Annotated in this window: 17 protein-coding genes; 7 read left to right on the forward strand and 10 right to left on the reverse strand. The window is 58.8% G+C overall.

Annotation, left to right across the window (positions count from 1 at the left end):
* Positions 1–176: 176 nt before the first annotated feature.
* From ADB02_RS07990 to ADB02_RS08010, 5 genes are all read right to left on the reverse strand, one after another.
* Positions 177–992 (reverse strand): hypothetical protein, encoded by an 816-nt coding sequence (locus tag ADB02_RS07990; protein ID WP_049190478.1) that lies wholly within the window; start codon positions 990–992, stop codon positions 177–179.
* Between the two features lie 64 nt (positions 993–1056).
* The gene (gene rsmH, locus ADB02_RS07995) at positions 1057–2097 is read right to left on the reverse strand and encodes a 16S rRNA (cytosine(1402)-N(4))-methyltransferase RsmH (protein ID WP_049190480.1); all 1041 of its coding nucleotides are present in this window, start codon (positions 2095–2097) and stop codon (positions 1057–1059) included.
* 260 nt (positions 2098–2357) lie between these two features.
* Positions 2358–2789 (reverse strand): division/cell wall cluster transcriptional repressor MraZ, encoded by a 432-nt coding sequence (mraZ, locus tag ADB02_RS08000; protein WP_049190483.1) that lies wholly within the window; start codon positions 2787–2789, stop codon positions 2358–2360.
* 709 nt (positions 2790–3498) lie between these two features.
* Entirely contained in the window at positions 3499–3942 is a 444-nt protein-coding gene (locus ADB02_RS08005) for a DUF3040 domain-containing protein (protein WP_049190484.1), read from the reverse strand.
* Between the two features lie 229 nt (positions 3943–4171).
* On the reverse strand, positions 4172–4660 hold the full coding sequence (locus ADB02_RS08010; RefSeq protein ID WP_049190537.1) for an SAV_6107 family HEPN domain-containing protein: 489 nt from the start codon (positions 4658–4660) through the stop codon (positions 4172–4174).
* A 206-nt stretch (positions 4661–4866) separates the two neighbouring features.
* On the opposite strand from ADB02_RS08010, the gene ADB02_RS08015 reads away from it, so the two are divergent.
* Entirely contained in the window at positions 4867–5457 is a 591-nt protein-coding gene (locus tag ADB02_RS08015) for a GNAT family N-acetyltransferase (protein WP_049182147.1), read from the forward strand.
* Complete coding sequence (locus ADB02_RS08020) at positions 5438–6112, forward strand: LppM family (lipo)protein (RefSeq protein WP_049190486.1); 675 nt, start codon at positions 5438–5440, stop codon at positions 6110–6112. The genes ADB02_RS08015 and ADB02_RS08020 overlap by 20 nt, the downstream gene beginning before the upstream one ends.
* Before the next feature lie 3 nt (positions 6113–6115).
* Here the strand turns inward: ADB02_RS08020 and metF are convergent, their stop codons facing one another.
* Positions 6116–7102, reverse strand: a complete 987-nt coding sequence (gene metF / locus ADB02_RS08025; protein ID WP_016423012.1) for a methylenetetrahydrofolate reductase [NAD(P)H] — start codon at positions 7100–7102, stop codon at positions 6116–6118.
* 66 nt (positions 7103–7168) lie between these two features.
* Between metF and ADB02_RS08030 the strand changes: the two genes are divergently transcribed.
* The 4 genes from ADB02_RS08030 to ADB02_RS08045 all read left to right on the forward strand — a co-directional run bounded on the left by ADB02_RS08030 (position 7169) and on the right by ADB02_RS08045 (position 12690).
* Positions 7169–8281, forward strand: a complete 1113-nt coding sequence (locus ADB02_RS08030; protein WP_049170256.1) for a polyprenyl synthetase family protein — start codon at positions 7169–7171, stop codon at positions 8279–8281.
* Positions 8282–8299: 18 nt separating this feature from the next.
* Positions 8300–10000 (forward strand): phytoene desaturase family protein, encoded by a 1701-nt coding sequence (gene crtI / locus ADB02_RS08035; protein ID WP_048731199.1) that lies wholly within the window; start codon positions 8300–8302, stop codon positions 9998–10000.
* 86 nt (positions 10001–10086) lie between these two features.
* A complete protein-coding gene (locus tag ADB02_RS08040; RefSeq protein WP_049190488.1) occupies positions 10087–11703 on the forward strand; it encodes an alpha-(1->6)-mannopyranosyltransferase A in 1617 nt (538 codons plus the stop codon).
* Between the two features lie 6 nt (positions 11704–11709).
* Positions 11710–12690, forward strand: a complete 981-nt coding sequence (locus tag ADB02_RS08045) for a phytoene/squalene synthase family protein (protein ID WP_016423016.1) — start codon at positions 11710–11712, stop codon at positions 12688–12690.
* A gap of 30 nt (positions 12691–12720) precedes the next feature.
* Here ADB02_RS08045 and ADB02_RS08050 read toward each other — a convergent pair whose 3' ends face one another.
* Complete coding sequence (locus ADB02_RS08050; protein ID WP_005510311.1) at positions 12721–13095, reverse strand: Rv2175c family DNA-binding protein; 375 nt, start codon at positions 13093–13095, stop codon at positions 12721–12723.
* A gap of 79 nt (positions 13096–13174) precedes the next feature.
* Here ADB02_RS08050 and ADB02_RS08055 point away from each other — a divergent pair, with 79 nt between their 5' ends.
* On the forward strand, positions 13175–15547 hold the full coding sequence (locus ADB02_RS08055) for a PASTA domain-containing protein (RefSeq protein ID WP_049190490.1): 2373 nt from the start codon (positions 13175–13177) through the stop codon (positions 15545–15547).
* Positions 15548–15619: 72 nt separating this feature from the next.
* Here ADB02_RS08055 and ADB02_RS08060 read toward each other — a convergent pair whose 3' ends face one another.
* The 3 genes from ADB02_RS08060 to ADB02_RS08070 all read right to left on the reverse strand — a co-directional run bounded on the left by ADB02_RS08060 (position 15620) and on the right by ADB02_RS08070 (position 18508).
* Positions 15620–17005 (reverse strand): class II 3-deoxy-7-phosphoheptulonate synthase, encoded by a 1386-nt coding sequence (locus ADB02_RS08060; RefSeq protein WP_049182155.1) that lies wholly within the window; start codon positions 17003–17005, stop codon positions 15620–15622.
* Between the two features lie 68 nt (positions 17006–17073).
* Positions 17074–17565, reverse strand: coding sequence for a polyadenylate-specific 3'-exoribonuclease AS (locus tag ADB02_RS08065; protein WP_016423018.1), 492 nt, complete (start codon positions 17563–17565; stop codon positions 17074–17076).
* 151 nt (positions 17566–17716) lie between these two features.
* A complete protein-coding gene (locus ADB02_RS08070; RefSeq protein ID WP_049170252.1) occupies positions 17717–18508 on the reverse strand; it encodes a lysophospholipid acyltransferase family protein in 792 nt (263 codons plus the stop codon).
* Positions 18509–18570 lie beyond the last annotated feature (62 nt).

Here is an 18570-nt window from a genome sequence, read left to right on the forward strand (position 1 = left end):
AATCATGCGCTAGTGCTTTCTACTAAGTCGATTCTCCCGCGCGCGATAACGTTAGGCGGTATTCCCTGCCATCGCGAGTACTGAATTAATTAGTCTACAGTCGACTGACCAGAAACAGTGGAACCGCCAGAATATCGGACAGTTGGCCAGTTTGGCCCAGTTTGTTTTCTAAGTTCCTACGGTGCTGGAGCTGGCTCGGGTGCCGGAGCTTCCGGTGCTTCCGGCGCCGCGACTGGCGCTTCTGGGGCTGGCGCTGGCGCTTCAGCCTCAGGCGCGGGTGCCGGAGCCGGCGCAGGTGCTGGTGCGGGCTCATGGTTCTGCGGCGCATACGGAGCGGTTGCCGGCAACCCGTTCGGACGTGGGTGCGCTTCCTCAATGGCCGGTGCCTGCATCCCCGGAACATTCTCGGTGTCCTTCGGGTTCGACGACGGCGCATGCGGAACATTCGGCGACTCACTGTTGAGGTCGATAATCTTCTGCTGCTTCTCATCGCCCGGTCGCACTTCCACGACCTTGCCTTCCGGATCAGTCGTCAAAACGGCAGGCTGCTCCGGATTGACCATGCCCTCTTCCACAGCACGCTGCGCGATAGCACCGGTTGACTTCATGTAAGCAACATCCCGCTCGAGCACCTCCAGCTGGTTACGCAGCTCCTTTTCCTTGGTCTGCGCAGCATCCAGCTGCAAGGATGTCGAGGTCGAAATACCCGACAGCCACATCGCCGCCACGATTCCGGCAACGACGAGAATAATCATCACGGCCGCACCGGCAAACTTGTGGTTATCCCTCGAGGACGTCGTAACGCGACGCCCACGCACCGAGATGACCTGCTGAGAACCTGTGCGCCCAAACCGCCTGCGCTGATAAAGATCCTGTTTCGTGCGGGCGCTGCGGCCGCGCTGACGAGTCTTCGTCTTGGCACCGGCGACGGTTGCAGATGCGCCGCGGGAGGTGCGCCGGGTGGGGGCGTGCTCCGTGATTGTCGTTGCCATGCTCGAAAGTTCTCCCAGTACTTAGATTGTGAAGGGTGCGTTTGGTGCGGTTGAAAGGTTTGGGTCAATCGGCTCGAATTCGCTCGATACAGCGAACTCTCACCGGTGCGGCTCGGGGGTTGTCTTCGATCTCGCTTGCCGACGCCTTTTCCGCACCTCTCGTGATGAGAGCAAAGTGCGGTTCATGCCCCGGAAGCTCCATCGGGAGCCCCGGTGGGGTTGTCGACTTCACGCGCTCCGCAAAGTCCTTCTTGACGATGCGGTCTTCCAGGCTCTGGTAGCTCATGAACACTGCACGCCCATCGACTGCGAGTGCATCGCAGACCTGTGGCAGTACATTTTCCAGAGCTTCAAGCTCACGATTTACCTCGATACGAAGAGCCTGAAACGTACGCTTGGCCGGGTGTCCGCCCTTGCGGCGAGATGCCGCCGGAATGGTTTCGTAGAGCAGCTCAACCAGACGGCCGGAGGTCGTAAACGGTTCCTTCTCCCGCTCACGCAGGATTGCCGAGGCGATCTTGCCGGCGAAGCGCTCGTCGCCGTAGGTCGATAGGATGCGCGCGATATCACCGTGCGAATAGGTATTGAGCACATCCGCTGCGGTAATCCCCTGGCTTGCATCCATGCGCATGTCCAGCGGGGCGTCGACTCGGTAGGCGAATCCACGATTGACCTGGTCAAGCTGCATCGAGGAAACACCGAGATCGAAAAGCGCACCTGCAATGCCCTTCTCAGCGGCGCGGGCGAGAATATCCTCCGCGCCACTTCCACCAGCGGCTGCAGGAATCTCACCACTGAGCACCTCGGCGAGCGAATCGAAACGCACACGGAAGGCTACAAAGCGATCACCGAAGCGCGCGAGACGTTCTTCTGCCCCTCGCAATGCATTGTCATCGCGATCGAGTCCAACAACGCAGAGCTTCGGGAACTGCTCCAACAGGTATTCCGTGTGTCCACCGGCACCAAGAGTGCCGTCGACAACTACTGCGTCGTCACCCAGCGCCTCGATGCCCGGGCGCAATAAATCAGTTACTCGGTGAAGCAAAACGGGGACATGACCAAACTCGCCGGACTTGCGATCATCCGCAGGTGCCGATCCGTTCATTTCCCCTCCTCACCGGGTATGTTCGCACTGGTCAGAGAATCTATCGAGTGTATTCCCGGTTTGCTTAACGACGAGTGCCGCGCCAGCAACCAGACCGCACCTCATGAGCACTACTGGGAATGCTGCTATCGGTGCTTAAAACAAAAAGCGGGGATGTTCACAGGGCCCCGCCTGACAGAACCTGGTATCGGGGAAGTACACCAGGGGCTATCAGGCAGAGTCCATGCGGACATTCCCTCTTTTCGGTTATTCCAAGCGGTTTATAAAACGCTGAACAGCGAGTCATCCTCACCTTCGGAGAAATCAGCTTCATGCTCCGCCTGGTAGGCCTCCCAGGACTCTTTGTCCCAGATCTCCAGAAAGTCAATAGAGCCGATAACCACGCACTCCTTGGAGAGATTCGCGTACCGACGGTGATCCATCGATAACGTGATTCGCCCCGAGCCATCAGGACGCTGCTCATCTGTGCTCGCCGCAAGATTTCGGATGAAAGCTCGCGCCTTGGCATTCGTACGAGAGGCCTTAGTAGCCCGCTGAGCTAATTTGACGAACTCCTCTTTCGGATACACCGCCAGAGAATGATCCTGCCCTTTAGTGACCATCAGGCCACCTGCGAGATCCTCACGGAACTTCGCCGGCAACGTCAGGCGCCCTTTGTCATCAAGCTTCGGCGTATAGGTGCCCAGAAACATGCGTCACTGGCCTCCTATCCCCGTGTCAACCTCAATGTCAACGCACAAACGCTTACCGAATTCAGGGATTTAGGCGTTGCCTTCAAGCAGAGCCAGAGGACTGTGCTTTCCCGCTGTGCCAAAATCTCGCCAAACTTTAAGCGCAAATCGGATATTCACTTCTGCAATGTTGACCAACCTCAATCAACATCACGCCCCACTTTACCCCACTATCTGCCACTATCAACACAAGAAGGAGAAAAATAGTCACAGCATCAGCGCAACCCCACCGCCAGGACATCCATTTTAACCCAATTGACCTGGGATTTTAAAGAATCACCTCGACAATTAAAGCGCGAATAAAAAGTGGGGCACCCACCCGCGACCACGCCGATAACGACGCCACACCAACCACATTGTTAACAGAAAGCAGTTTACGCCCCACTACCCACCACTTACCTGCTAAAAACCATCCAGATTCAACCTGGTCGCCAGACTTAGTGCGTTGACCTGCAATTTTGTTTCACCAGAGCCAAACTTTCGGAGATACCAACAACGACCGCAGATAAGAATTCCTCCATCCCAATAGCTAAGTGGGGGAAAGTGGGGACTCGGGGTGGGGCAAAGTGGGTGAGATCTTGTGGAGACGATTCACGTCTAAAAAAACCCAAAAAAGTGAGGGCAAGCCATCGCTGGCTTGCCCTCACTGTTAATTCTTGAGGCTTATCCCCTAACGGCCCTCGAAGCGGCCACGGAAACGCGATTCCAACGTGGAATCACCAGAGGAACCACGACCACCCGAGGCTCCTCGACGGCTCTTTGCCACTCCAGACTTAGACTTTCCAAAGTTCAGCCCCGAAGCAGAACTAGACTTCTTCTGCTTACCGGCGCCGGTCAGAGCCCAAACGCCGGAACCGAACATAAGACCAAAGCCGGCTACCGACAACACAATGAACCAATTGCTCACAGAGAAAAGAGCGACGCCGCCAATCAGCATCAGCAGGCCAAGGAGCATGAGCGCAAAAACCTGGATCGAAAACCCACGGGGTGCGCTGTTTTCCTCCGGAAAGTTGAACGCATTTCCGGCCATCGTCGAACTAAATTTAGGATCCTCAGCGTAGAGTGCAGACTCGATTTCGTCGAGCATCCGCTGTTCGTGCTCAGATAGTCCCACAATTCCTCCATCGCCTACTTGAGCATTGCCCACCGCGATACTGGCGAGCCTTGACCCTCAACCAACAATGCCGATACAGCAAAGTTAATCACAGGCCACCTGCTGCTAACGCGGCGTCCGTTAGCTTCATTCTTACCCCTTCAACGGGCGACTCACCTCTATTGTTCCATGAATCCGAACAATCCCCCATTTATTTAGGAAAGCAACGCTCTAGCACGCCCCCACCGGCTTACGCAGCCGCGGGCAGAACACCCAGCTCAGCCCGGACAGCCCCCAAGAATGCACAACTTAATTCCCACAGCTCCTGCGCCCGCCGAGAGTCAATGCGACGCGAAATACCCAACCGGACTTCCTCACGCAGTGCGGTGAACTGCTCGAACTTGGTGACCCAGCTATCAAATTCGGGCTGCTCTTTCTTTAAACGCAACCAGGCACTCTGTGTTGCCGAACGACGACGCTTAACTACCGAGCCCGAACGAGCGCCCGAGCCAGAACCCCCAGCCACCGACACATCGTCGCGATTCAACAGCGCGCCTGCGCAACGCAGCGCCGCACAGTAGGAAAGCTCCAACATCTCATCAGAGCTGGCATTCCGAGCATTCGCTAGCAGAGCCTCTGCCCGCCCCAGCAGCTCCAGCGATTGCCTTGAGACACCGACCGGGGCGACCGAACCCGACTGCGAAATCGCCCTAAACTCCACCACGTTCGACCTTGCCACCACCCTGCTTCTCCTTTCACGCAGCATTCACATGAGCACGGATTTTCCGCTTCCCCTTAGCGGGATTGACTGCAATCTATCCCCAACCCCGGACTACGCCAGGCATACTTTCGCACACCTGTTCGACTCGATGTTATTGCAGTAATCTCACAACTAAGTTCGTCTAAGTCGCTAATCTGGTCACTGTGAAATACAGCGTGGTTCCGATGACAGCAGGAGACTTCAATCTCCGCCTGCAAGAAGCAGTGGCTCTCTACATCACCGCGATGCAGTACAACCCCGCGATCTTGCCCGGTCGTCTCCACGAATGGCAGAAGCAAACCACTCAACCCGGCTTCATGGCTGCTGCAGCCATAGCTCACCCCGAAGAGCTCTCCCCTGCCCAGGCTCTCCGCGACCCGCGCTGCAGGTTGGTCGGCATCGGCTACTGCCGTACAGGATTGGACACGCACTGGTGGTATCGCCAGGTAAGAGATGGACTGCTCATGGACGGGCGCTCGCTACCGGACGTCGTCAAGCTCTTGGGCAACTACGCCGAACTGTCTGAGATTCACATACACCCCAGCTTTCAGGGGCGGGGACTCGGTAAACGACTGCTCCGCGAGTTGGTCGATTCCCGCCCAGAGACGCGAGTTCTGTTGTCAACCCCGGAATACCCGAATGAGGCCAATAGGGCATGGCAGCTCTACCGCCAATTTGGTTTCAAGGATGTTTTAAGGAACTTTTATTTCACAGGGGACTCCCGTCCCTTCGCAGTTCTAGGAGTAGATCTTCCCCGTGACATCATCACCGAGTGAACCTTCCACACCACGTCGACGGCTTTCGCCTCTGCGCATTGCCACCGCAATAGCCGGAATTGCCGCTATCTTGCCGCTCAGCGGCTGCTTTGACGCACAGGCTGGCATTACCATTTCCGGCGACGACAGGGTCTCGGGCACAATTCACGTAACACCCACGGAGGAAGTCCGTTCCCAATTTGAGCAGTGGCAAGTACCGGAAGATCTCTCCGACCGCGTCTCGCAGGGAGTAATCGACTCCTCCACAGGAAAGATGGAAGTCTCGTTCAACGAGCTGCACTTCATTGAACTCACCGATACGCTCCGACAGCTTTCCGACGATCGCGTAGACATCGACCTAGACCGTACCGGTGGCGGCAAGATTTCGATGAACGGCCACATGGATTTGACTCACCTGCCCGGCGCGAAGGTTGATTTCGTCGTCGCGTTCCCGGAGCAGGTTACTGACTCCAATGGCCGCCAGACCGAACCGAACAAGGTGGAATGGCAGCTCGCCAGTGGCGAGAACCATAATGTATGGGCTTCGTCGCCGGCTGGATCCACCAAGCGGAATCAATTCCTATTATTTGCCGGTGTGACCACAGCCGCCGGTGTCCTAGCCTCAGTGCTAGGTGTCCTGTGGGCGCGAAGAGTTCGCGACATGCAGGACTTTTAGCAATTAAAAACCGCCGCGCAGCATATCCTGGCCGGTGCCCCATTCGGGCGCCATGCCGAGGTTGTGCAAAACTTCCTGGGAGGCGCGAGCGAAGTTCATAGTCATAAAGTGCAGCCCCGGCACGCCTTCGGCGATGAGCCGCTCTGCCATGTTGGTCGAAAACTCGATACCAATCTTGCGAATCTCATCTTTATTGGCCTGCTCGTCACCATCTGCTGCCTTAATCAGGCGTTCCTCCAAATCGGATGGCAACTGTGCCCCGGAGAGCTCAACCTGCCTGCGCACTGAGCGCAGCGATGTAATCGGCATCAGCCCCGGAATGATGGGCTTGGCACCGTGCACTGGGTCGGCTTCCACCAGGCGGTCTCGAAGGCGCAAGTAGTGCTCAATATCGAAGAACATCTGCGTAATCGAGTATTCGGCTCCCGCGCGCAGCTTGGCCAGCGTGTACTGCGTGTCATGGTCCAAATCCGGCGAGCGGTAATGTCCCTCCGGGAACGACGCAATGCCGATTTCAAATTTCTCGAACTCCGGCTCGGCCTTAATTAGCTCAATCAGTTCGCTGGCGTAGTGCAGACCGCCCTCGGTCTCCACCCAAGGGCCAAGCGGGTCTCCCGGCGGGTCACCACGCAGAACGAGCAGATTCGTCAGCCCCGCGCTGAGATAAGAGCGCAGGATTTCCCGCAGCTCGTCGACAGTGTGCTCTACCAATGTCAGGTGCACAAGCGTTGTAAGCGGCTGCCTCGAAACGCGCTGGGCGATTCGCAGGGTGCGGTCGCGGCTAGAACCACCGGCGCCGTAGGTCACGGATGCAAAGGAGGCACCAAGATCATGGAAAGCCTCAGCTGCTCGGAGAAGACGTTCCTCGGCCGCGTCGTCACGCGGGGGCATGAACTCGACCGAGAAGGGAATACTGCCCGCGCTCGGCATTGAAAGCGCCTGGCGGATTGTCACTTGGCGGCCTGGCGACAGTGGCATTGTTGAGGACATAGTCACTCATACTAAGCGGTGTCCTATTCTTGAGTCAGCATTACCCGTCATCGACGAGAGGCTCACATGAGCGAAGAACTGGATTTGGCCGCGCTACAGCCCCGCGAAGTACCAGCTACTGTTACCAAAACGCTGGAGAATTACCTCAAAAGCCGTGGCGACGATGTCGCGTCGGTCGATGCGGTGTACACCGAGGCCATAGATTCGCTCCACTCCTTCGTCCTCAATGGGGGCAAGCGCGTGCGTCCAGCCTTCGCCTGGCAGGGGTGGTTGGGGGCAGGCGGCCTCGAAGGCCGTTTCTCCCCAGCCGAGGATTCCCTGGCTGTGATGAACGCGGTGAGTGCCTTGGAACTCATTCAAGCCTGCGCACTCATTCATGACGACATCATCGATGACGCTGATACGCGCCGTGGCGCACCGACTATCCACAAGGTATTCGAGGCCAAGCACGAGGCCAATAGCTGGAATGGAGCCGCCGACCGCTTCGGTATTTCCGCCGCGATTCTCATTGGCGATGTCGCCCTGACCTGGGCTGATGACATGATGCACTCTTCAGGCCTCAGCTCGGAGGCGCTAACCCGCGCACTTGTCCCCTGGCGGGCGATGCGCACTGAAGTACTTGGCGGCCAACTGCTCGATATCACGGCCGAAGCCAGCCGGGACAGTCGCGTCGAGACCGCTGAGAAAATCAATCTGTTCAAGACCGCCGCCTACACCATCGAGCGGCCGCTCCACATTGGTGCTGCGATTGCCGGCGCCCCAGCGGAATTGGTTGAGGCCTACCGCAGCTTCGGCCGCGATATCGGTGTGGCATTCCAGCTCCGCGACGATCAGCTGGGTGTTTTCGGCGATCCCGAAGTCACGGGCAAGCCTGCCGGCGATGACCTCCGCGAGGGCAAGCGAACCGTACTGGTCGGCCAGGCTTTAAGCCTCTACCTCGATTCCGCACCTGAAAAGGCCCGCTTTATCGATGAACGCCTGGGAGCGGTCTCGTCTGCTGCAGATATTGATGAGCTACGAAATCTCATCGCTGATTCCGGCGCTGCCGATGCCGTCGAACGTGAAATTGACCGCCTGACCAGCCGCGCTTTCTCCACTATCGAGAATGCCGACCTGCCTGCAACGTCGCGCGAGAACCTCATTGCTATGGGCGTTCGCGCCACCGCTCGTCAGCATTAGACCAGGTGTTGCGTAGTCATGCCCGCTGCTTCCCCCACTCGTGCCCCCATTAATTCCCCGCGTCTGCGACGTGCGGTCACTCGTCCTCATAAGGGCTCCAAACCACGACTGACCATCATCGGCGCAGGCCTGTCCGGACTTACCGCCGCGCTCTACGCCATCGCCGATGGCTACGATGTCACCGTTGTCGAGCGGGGAAGTTTCGTCGGCGGACGCTGCGCCAGTGAACCCATCACAGTCGATATCGACGAGCAATCGCTCACCGCAGTCTTCGACACTGGCGCAACTGTATGGACCATGCCCTCGCTTGTCGACGATGCCCTCGCCGCCGTCGGCCTCTACGCGCGCGATATCGACCCGGGTTTTTCGGCCTCCCCAATCACGCCCACCTACCGTGCGGAATTTGCCACCCGCGGCGGACTCGACGTGTTTTCCAACGAAGACATGATGGCCGATGAACTCGCGCGCTTCGGTGCCTCTGACTCCACCGTCGCCGGTTACCGCAAACTTCGCACGTGGCTGCAAACTCTCTTCAATGCCTGCTTCGACAACTTCATGTCCCGCAGCTTTGACCGCGTTACGGACCTATTCACCGGGCCCGGCGCGCTTCGCGACCTCACTACGCTCCTCCGACTCGGTGCCTTCGGCGCCCTCGAACCTAAGATTCGTGCCTTCCTCGGAGATAATGATCTCGCTCGCGTTTTCAGCTTCCAGGCGCTTTACGCAGGTGTGCCTCCCGCTAAGGCCCGTGCGGTCTACGGCTGCATTTCCCACATGGATACCTCGATGGGGGTTTACTATCCGCACTCCCCCGCATTTGGTTCGGGTATAGGCGCCGTCAGCGAGTTGCTCGCCGAGGCCGTCCGTCGAGCTGGCGGAACCATCGACTTCGGCGTTGATGTCACTGGGCTGAAAGTTGACGAAGCAGGCTTTGTCTCCGCCATCACCACGGCAACTGGCGAGCGTCCCACCGATGCCGTCATCGCTACGACCGATTTACCTGTGGTGCAGAGCTGGCTTCACGACGCGGCTACCTCTGCCGCCGGTAGCTCATCGAAGCGGCGAGGCCTTCGGAGCGTCGTAAAGCGGACGGGAGCGCGACGGTTGTTCCCAGTTCGATTTTCTCCATCGGCGGTGGTGGCGCACGGGCTGATTCCGGTTTCGGAGACTGCGACGTGGCCGAAGCGGCATCACCTGATTTCGTTTGGCGAAAAGTGGAACGAAACCTTTGAGGAGATCTCGTCACCGCGTCATGGAAAGCTAATGTCGGACCCATCATTGCTGGTCACCCGGCCTGCGGTGAGCGCGCCGGAGCGTATTGTCACAGATGCGAACGGCGTGCAGTGGGAGCCCGTCAGTGTGCTCGCGCCGTGCCCCAACTTGCAGTCGGCCAATCTGATCTGGTCACGAATCGGTGGGGACTACGTTGCGAAAATAACCGCTGAGCTGGAGCGGCGCGGACTGACCGGGATTTCTACGAAGTGGCGAGTCGGTCGGATCGATACCCCTCAGCAGTGGCAAGAACGCGACATGGGCGTTGGCTCGCCGTTTGGGCTGGCGCATCTGTTCCGACAGACGGGGCCGTTCCGTCCCCGCAACTTCTCTCCGAAGATGCCAAAGAATCTGACGCTGGCGGGATCGACGACGGTGCCGGGGGTTGGCGTGCCGACGGTCATGATTTCGGGACGACTTGCGGCACAGCGGTTTGAAACGCCTTAGCTCATGAATGTCTCCCGGATGTCTGCCGGTGGTCACTGACCAACTAGGATTAATGCATCAGCAATGTATCGATTGTTTAGGTTGACATGAATTTATCGCGGAGTGCTCAGCTGGGTGTCTACGGTGGCATCCTCATTGCTCTGGGCTCCTACGGTTCCGGTGCGAATCGCTACCGTGGCGGCCTTGTCCACGCTCTGGGACTCGACTGGATCACCTACGGTCACGGTCAGATTTTCTGTGAGATTGTGATTTGGGTAGGTATCGCCCTGCTGCTTATCTCGTGGCTGCGCATCGGGCGGGAACTGCTGTTCTCGAAGGGGACCATCCGGGACATTGTGGCCGGTTCTGCCCATGATGGCGACGCAGCAGACGCTGCGGTTCCAGCGAACGCTGGCGGCGATGAGTCCACGTTGCGTCGGTTCAATTCAATCCTGATGGCCTGGGCAATTCCCCTCGCGCTGGCCGCACCGCTGTTCTCTCGCGATGTCTATTCGTATCTCATGCAGGGCGCGATGGTCCGCGATGGGTTTGATCCCTACACTGAGGGAGCTGCAGCCAATCCAGGGCCGATGCTGCTGGAGGTATCCGCAGATTGGCGGAATACCACCACCCCGTATGGCCCGCTGCATCTGGGAATTGGCGAGGTCATCACGCGGATTGTCGGCGACAACATCACCGTCGGCGTGATTCTCTACCGCATTGTGTGTCTGCTGGGCTTCGCCGCCATTGTCTGGTCGATCCCGCGAATCGCCCGGGAGCTTGGAGCAAATCCGGCTTTCGCACAGTGGCTCGGTGTGCTCAATCCACTGGTGCTACTGCATCTGATTGCGGGTATGCACAACGAGGCACTGATGGTCGGATTGGTCAGCCTGGCACTAGTCGCCGCACTGCACATGGAGCGCATGCGGGGTGGCCTGGTCGCTGCTGTCCTCATCGGAATTGGCGTCGCGCTGAAAGCCACCGCTGTCCTGGCGCTGCCCTTCGTCGTGTGGATTGTGTTGACCAGGCGCGAGCCCATCGCCACGGTTCAAGAGATGCTGCGCAAGATTCCGGCGATTGCCGGTGTGGGCATCGTGTTGGTCGCAGTTTGCGTCGGCACGCTTGCAGTGGTGACGTGGCTGACCGGCTCGAGCTGGGGCTGGATTTCCGAGATCAGTGGCAATACCAAGGTGATTAACCCCCTGGCAGCACCGTCAGCGGTCGCTGGTGTGATCTCGGGCGTCACGGCGTGGTTCAACGACGACATCGGTTTCAATGTCATCGTCAGCCACACACGCGTGGTCTCCTCCATCATCATGCTGGTGGGACTCGTGATCTCCTGGTTCTACTTCCGAGCCACCCCTCGTAACAATGTCGCTGGCATGATTGCCGCCTACGTGGTGGCCTGCGTATTTAATGCCGTGGCACTTCCCTGGTACTACGCCAGCTTATTGACTCCCATGGGAACGATTCGCCCGCCACGATGGGTGGTTCAAGGCACCGTGTTGTTCACATTCATCCTGTCGCTGTCCTTCGCCGGCGGCGGCAATCACCGCTTCTACGACGTGCCCTGGATGGTTATCATTACCGTTCTCGGCTGGCTGGCCGTCGGCTGGCTGACCACTGGAAAATTCAGCTGGAAGTACCCGTGGCGTGACGATAAAACCGCCGCAGACACGGATTCCACGGTGGCGCCCCTGTCGCGGTCGACCGAGGTCGCATAGTTGTCCATGCCCACCCCACAGCCTCTCTCGACCATCGCGCTGCCACAGTCCTACGAGCTCTGCCGCGATATTATGGCCTCCCACGGTCGCACGTATTCCCTGGCCACGCGACTATTGGCACCCCGCCAACAGCGTGCGGTGTGGTCTCTCTACGCCTGGGCACGCATCGTCGATGACTACGTCGACTGCCCCGCCGACGCCGACCGCTCCCCCACGCACATCGAAGCCACGGTCACACGTTTAAGCGAGCTTTTCCACTCAGCTGTCGTCATCGGTTCGCTTGACGACGTCCACCGCGACCGCGACCGTGCCGTCATCTCGGCGGCCGCACAGACTTTTCGCGACTACGACATCGATCCACAGCTCTCTGCGGACTTTGTTCACTCCATGTTGATGGACGTGCCCGACACATCGTGCCACATTGCGCATTTTGAAACATGGGAGCAACTCGACTCGTATATGTGGGGCTCCGCAGCAGTCATCGGCCTTGAGATGATGCCCATCCTAGGCACCCGCGCAGGGGTCTCCCGCGAGGAAGCCACTCCCTACGCAGAGCTCCTGGGAAAAGCCTTTCAGGTGACGAATTTCCTCCGCGACATCGCCGAGGATTTTCGCCGTGGCCGTATTTACCTACCACTGAATGAGTGGGAGGCCTTCGGAGTGGGTACCGAGGAGATCGGCTACTGTGCCGCCACGGGACAGACGACCCCGGCGGTACGTCAGGCATTGGCCTTCTTCATCGCTCGCAACCGCGCACTCTATGCCGAAGCCAGCAGCGGCGTGGACATGTTAGAGGTGCCAGGGCGTCAGGCTATCCGTGCCGCGGAGATTCTCTACTCAGACATTCTCGGCGAAATTGAGCGCATGAACTACAACGTCTTTGCGCAACGCGCTCAAGTGGGACGCGCTCGAAAAGCAAAAATCGCCCTCCCGCTGCTTTTCACAGCAGTGGCCGGGCGATTACGACAGGAGCTATCGCGGGCGTAGGACGGCGGGCGTAGGACGCCGTCCGGGTCTTTACAACGCCATAGCCTGTGCGCGGCGCATTACTTCGCGTGCAAGGTGACCGTGCAGGGCGTCCACCGGACGTCCAGGCAGAGATTCATCTTCGGTGAATAGCCACTCCAGCGTTTCTTCTCGCGTGTAGCCGCCGTCGGCAAGCAATGCGAGTGCGCCAGGTACAAAACGCGCGACCTCATCATCTTCAAAGAAGCGGGCGGGAATTTGTGCAATGCCGTCGCGGTGGACTGCAATAAGGCGACCCTCCTGCAGCAACGCGTGAATTCGAGTGACGGTGACGCCAATGAGGTCAGCGGCATCGGGCAGCGCAAGAGTGGGTTCGTCGGCGCTCAGGACATCGTGGCAAGTTGGAATCTTTCTCACACTGGTCACTTTAGCGCGTTGGCCTTGCAGTAGGTACGTCCCCATATACTTATTAGAAGCAACTGATTGGAACAGGGAAGGCTGGTTTATGTCGCAGCTTGTCGAGGGGCAGATTCTCGATGGTCGCTACCGCATCGGAGCCACCATCGCACACGGTGGCATGAGCACCGTGTACTGCGCCACCGATTTGCGGCTCGATCGCAGGGTGGCCGCAAAGGTCATGGATCCGCGTTTTGTCGACGACGAGTCTTTCCGCATCCGCTTCGAACGTGAGGCCCGCGCGGTCGCGCACCTCAATGACGAGTCGCTTGTCAACGTCTACGACCAGGGCACGGACCCGGCGGGGCATGTTTTCCTCATTATGGAATTCGTCGACGGTGGGACCCTCCGCGAACTGCTCCGTCAGCGCGGTCCGATGCCTCCGCATGCAGCTGCCGTCGTGATGCGCTCAGTTCTGCGCGCCCTATCGGTGGCGCATTCCCGCGGCATGGTGCACCGAGATATCAAGCCGGAAAATGTGCTGATTGCCTCGGACGGGCGAGTGAAGCTGGCGGACTTCGGTCTAGTGCGCGCGGCCGCTGATGCCAAGGTGACCTCTAACTCGGTCATCGTCGGCACCGTCGCTTATCTGGCTCCGGAGCAGGTCACGGGTGAATCCATCTCCCCTGCATCCGATGTGTATGCGGCGGGTATTTTGCTCTTTGAGCTGCTTACCGGCACCACGCCATTCATCGCCGATTCTTCGCTCGGCGTTGCCATGAAGCGATTGAACGAAGATGTCCCGCCACCCTCGGAGTTCATCGACGGCGTTCCCGAGGAGTTCGACGAGTTGGTCGCCCGCGCTTGTTCCCGCAGGCCGGAGGATCGGTTTGAGACGGCCGAGGAATTCGGTGACGCACTCGAAGACATTGCGGACAAACTCGCGCTGCCACCATTCCGCGTGCCGTCGCCCGTCAATTCAGCAGCCGCCAACGCTGCCGCCATGGAGGGGCTCACAGAGGACTTCCACCGACCGGGCAACGACCATTTCGATGACAGACACGGCACCGCAGAGACGGCACCCGAGCGCTTCGGTCACGACGGCTATGGCTTCTCGACGGACGCACCCGGTAGCCCCGTTTCTTCCCGACCACCGGGACCACCAAACGTTTTCGATGATTTCGACGACCCGGATGCGGGGCGGACACGCACTTTCGATCGCTATGACGAGTACAACCCCCCTGGCTGGGAATCCCCGGAGCCGTCTGGTGGAGCTCTCGTACCAGCCGACGTTCCAGGCGCTCCGGAATATCCGCTGCCGCCGGACACTCAGGGCCCACAGCACCCACAGCATCCGCAGCCGCGATCTGCTCAGACTCAGACGCCTAAGAGCCGTCGAGCTACCCGACAGCGGACGCGCCGTGGATGTGCATTGTGGCTGATTATCGCCCTGGTTGCCACGTTGGGCATGGGGCTTGGCGCGTGGTGGCTGGGCTCTGGCCGTTACGGCGAAGTGCCCTCTATCACTGGGCTGTCGCAACCACAGGCGATGACCGCAATCAGTGAGGCGGGCTTTGAACCGGTGGTTGATGAGCGCTACGACAACGATGTCGCAGTGTCCCAGATTATTGGCTCGGACCCCCTGGCTGGAGCGCGGGTTGTCCGCGGTGATGATGTTCGCGTGCTGGTCAGCCTCGGCCGCCCGACTGTGCCCGCATATCCCGCGAACCACTCAAAGGAAGTGTTCAGTGCTGCCCTAGCTAAGCGGACGTTGAAAGAAGAGGTCGGAGACCCCGTCTTTTCCGATGATGTCTCCACCGGCGGCTTGGTATATGCGGTTCCTGCTCCAGGACAGACCGTCGAAGTTGGCTCAGTTGTGACTGTGCATTACTCCAAGGGGCCAGCACCGGTGAAGGTGCCAAAAATCGTGGGGCTTCAAGAGGATGAAGCTCGTGAGCTGTTGAGCAAGGCCGGGCTGGAAGTCCGGGAGGTATCGGCGGAGTTCTCCTCCTCTGCTGAGCCGGAAGAGGTTCTTTCCGTGTCTCCTGAGGAAGGCACTGGCCTCGAACGCGGTAGTTCTGTGACGTTGACCATTAACAACGGCATCGAAGTGCCCAATGTAGTGGGCAAGTCGGAAGATACTGCTCGCCAAATACTGCAGCGCGAGGGCATTGAGGTAAGCGAAGTAAAGGACGCGTCCTCCTCCTCGCGCGACTACGGCCGTGTCGACGCAGTCTCACCGAGTGCAGGTCGTCTGGTTAACCCCAATGATGCGACTGTCACGCTGACCGTGTCCAGAGCAGTGAAGGTTCCGCAGCTGCTGGGTAAAACTGTTGCGCAGGCACGTCGTGAAGCGGAGAAACAGCATCTTCAGCTCGACATCGACGGCTCTGCGAACGATGACGATCGCATCGTATTGCAGTCACCCCGACCGGGCGCTAAGGCCACGGCGGGTGACAGCATTTCGGTCAGCACTCTGTAAAAAAGTGCGGCGCTCTACTGAGTGCGGTGCTGCACTAGCTGGGCTAGTTGTACCTAGCTGAGCTGGTTGCAACTAGTTGCGCAGCATCTCGGCAACCAGGAAGGCCAGCTCCAGCGACTGCTGAGTGTTCAAACGCGGGTCGCAGGCGGATGCGTAACGGCCTGGCAGATCGACATCGGAAATGTCCTGCGCGCCACCGAGGCACTCAGTGACATCTTCGCCGGTCAGCTCCACGTGGATACCACCCGGGTGCGAGCCGATCGAGCGGTGCACCTCGAAGAAGCCCTGAACTTCGTCGACAATGCGGTCGAAGTGGCGGGTCTTGTAACCATTGGAGGCCGAGTAAGTGTTGCCGTGCATCGGATCGCACTGCCAAATGACCTTATGACCAGAAGCTTCCACAGCCTCAACGATGGGAGGCAGCACGGAGCGAACCTTGTCATTGCCCAGACGCGAAGTCAGGGTCAGGCGACCAGGCTGGAAGAACGGGTCGAGCTTGTCGGCGTAAGCGACAGCCTCCTCCGGCGTGGTGGTCGGGCCAATCTTCACACCGACGGGGTTGCCAATCATGGCAGCCAGGTTGATGTGGAAGTCCTCAATACCACGGGTGCGCTCACCAATCCACAGCTGATGCGCGGAGAGGTTGAACAGCTCCTGATTGCCATCGTTTTCAGACAGGCGCAGCATAGCGCGCTCGTAGTCAACAACCAGTGCCTCATGCGAGCAGTAAATTTGCGCGGTCTGCAGGTTCGAGTCCGCAACACCACAGGCAGCCATGAACCGCAGTGCGTGATCAATCTCGCGTGCCAGGTCCTCGTAGCGGGCACCAGCCGGCGAGTTGCTGACGAACTCACGGTTCCACTCGTGCAGACGATGCAGGTCAGCGGTGCCCGAACCTGTCAGTGCACGTACCAGGTTCATCGCCGCAGACGCATTGGCGTAAGCACGCACCATTCGAGCTGGGTCGTGAACTCGAGCTTCTTCAGTCGGCTCAACGCCGTTGACCATGTCGCCGCGGTAGCTAAGCAAGCCGTCGCCGTCGATGTCCTTCGAGCGCGGCTTAGCGTACTGACCAGCGATACGAGCCATCTTTACAACCGGGGTGGATGCGCCGTAGGTCAGCACAACGGCCATCTGCAGCAAGGTCTTCACATTGGCGCGAATGTGCGGCTCAGTATTGGACTCAAAGGTCTCCGCACAATCACCGCCCTGCAGCAGGAAGGCCTTACCATTAGCGACGTCGGCAAGCTCCTGACGAAGCTTACGAACCTCAGGCGCGACCACAATTGGCGGCACCGATTCGAGAATGCGACGCACGTTAGCAGCGGCGCGGGCATCCCAGCTTGGCTGCTGTAGGGCTTGGCGGGATACGACATCAGCAAAGCGCTCAGCCATGTCGCCGGGAAGCGGTGGCAGATCGGGCAGGTCATCTACAGGGAGATCAATAGTCCAACTCACAGAAGTTCATTGTAGTGCCCCTGCCAGAAGGGTGTTAGTCAGGTCACCAAATATTCGAATTCCGTTGCTTAATCAAGCGGCAACTTCTGTGCAATCTTTTGAAACTTCAGCAGATTGTGCTGGGCATCTGCCAGCGCGTCGTGCTTACCTGCAGTCTGTTTCGGCAACCGTGGCTTGCCCGCCATCTCCCAGTACTGCTTGAGTTCACGGGTATAACGTGGCATGAACTGCGGCAGCTTGGTCATATCACCCCAAAGCTGCACCAACGCAATGTGATCGTAGGCGCCTACCCAAGCCCACAGCTCTGGGCTGCCCGTACCGGGTTCGGTGAAAAATGCCAGCAGTTCCTCGCGGATCGTGTCCCGGTTCTTCCACAGCGGAGATGAGGGGTTGGGCAGCTGATTGAGCACGTTGGCCCGCACCCACGGGCCGGCCTTGCTCTCATTGAACTCGGTAGACACCGCGTAGTATTCGCGGCCGTCCTCAGCTACGACACCGATGGAGACAAGATCAATAGTCTTGCCGTCTTCAATAAACTCGGTGTCATAAAAATAACGCACGGTGTGGAATCCTCTCCAGCCTCGGCCTCGCGTCGGCTACCTCGCGACCAAAAGACCGTGGAGCCCTACCGAGCAAATCTTACCCATGCACCGAATCGCCATAGGAAGTGTGCAGCCCCACTGTCGCGAAAACTATCTGCGCCTAATTATTCTAGCGAGCGCGTCGGAACCAGCGACGGGGGGTCGGCTTCGGCCCCGGAGCCGGAGTAGTGAGCTCTCCACCCGGTTCGGTTCCCGCTGGATAGCCGGTGCCGGCCTCCAAGGACTTCTTCACATCAGTCGCGTAAGCATCGACATATTCCTGACCAGAAAGCTTCTGAATTTCCTTAATCAGGTCATCCGTCAGTGCCCTGGCCGCTTCATACTCATCGCTGTACTTGGCTTTGTACTCCGACGGATCAATCGGATCGCCGATAATCGTGCCGACCTTCACCGGACGAGGAATCCACGAACCAATCGGGTTGGCTTTCTCCGTATCAATCATCGCCATTGGGAACACCGGCACACCGGCCTCCAGCGCGACACGTGCCGCACCGGTTTTACCGCGGTACAGTCGACCATCGGGACTACGGGTGCCTTCCAAGGAAATGCCCAGCAGGTCACCGCGTGACAGCACCTTCAAGCCGGCGTTCAGCGCATCGCGAGCTGCATCACCAGAGGTACGGTCAATCGGCACCTGCCCCACCGAGGAGAAGAAGAACTTCTGGATACCGCCGACAAAGCCCGGCGTGGTGAAGTACTCCGCCTTCGCCAGGAACGTCAGCTGACGACGGCAGACCAGTGGGAAGAAAAAGTGATCCATCACAGCAAGGTGGTTCGACGCCATCAGCGCTGGACCTTCCTGAGGAATCTTCTCACCACCGATGTAGTACGGGCGATTATAGATCCGCAGCCAAGGGCCAATGAGGATGTACTTAAAGAACTTGTACCAGCGATTATTCACAGTTTAAAACTATACAGGTTCAGTTGGTCCGACGATCCATCTCCGCAGCCATTCCCCCACCT

It is taken from the genome of Corynebacterium sp. 212_CJEI, from assembly GCF_001055915.1.
GTDB lineage: Bacteria > Actinomycetota > Actinomycetes > Mycobacteriales > Mycobacteriaceae > Corynebacterium > Corynebacterium jeikeium_D.

Bases quoted from the DNA above. Each gene is read 5' to 3' on its own strand.
- ADB02_RS07990 (WP_049190478.1), bottom strand. From the start codon at position 992: ATGGCAACGACAATCACGGAGCACGCCCCCACCCGGCGCACCTCCCGC.
- rsmH (WP_049190480.1), bottom strand. From the start codon at position 2,097: ATGAACGGATCGGCACCTGCGGATGATCGCAAGTCCGGCGAGTTTGGT.
- mraZ (WP_049190483.1), bottom strand. From the start codon at position 2,789: ATGTTTCTGGGCACCTATACGCCGAAGCTTGATGACAAAGGGCGCCTG.
- ADB02_RS08015 (WP_049182147.1), top strand. From the start codon at position 4,867: ATGACAGCAGGAGACTTCAATCTCCGCCTGCAAGAAGCAGTGGCTCTC.
- metF (WP_016423012.1), bottom strand. From the start codon at position 7,102: ATGTCCTCAACAATGCCACTGTCGCCAGGCCGCCAAGTGACAATCCGC.
- ADB02_RS08030 (WP_049170256.1), top strand. From the start codon at position 7,169: ATGAGCGAAGAACTGGATTTGGCCGCGCTACAGCCCCGCGAAGTACCA.
- crtI (WP_048731199.1), top strand. From the start codon at position 8,300: ATGCCCGCTGCTTCCCCCACTCGTGCCCCCATTAATTCCCCGCGTCTG.
- ADB02_RS08040 (WP_049190488.1), top strand. From the start codon at position 10,087: ATGAATTTATCGCGGAGTGCTCAGCTGGGTGTCTACGGTGGCATCCTC.
- ADB02_RS08045 (WP_016423016.1), top strand. From the start codon at position 11,710: ATGCCCACCCCACAGCCTCTCTCGACCATCGCGCTGCCACAGTCCTAC.
- ADB02_RS08055 (WP_049190490.1), top strand. From the start codon at position 13,175: ATGTCGCAGCTTGTCGAGGGGCAGATTCTCGATGGTCGCTACCGCATC.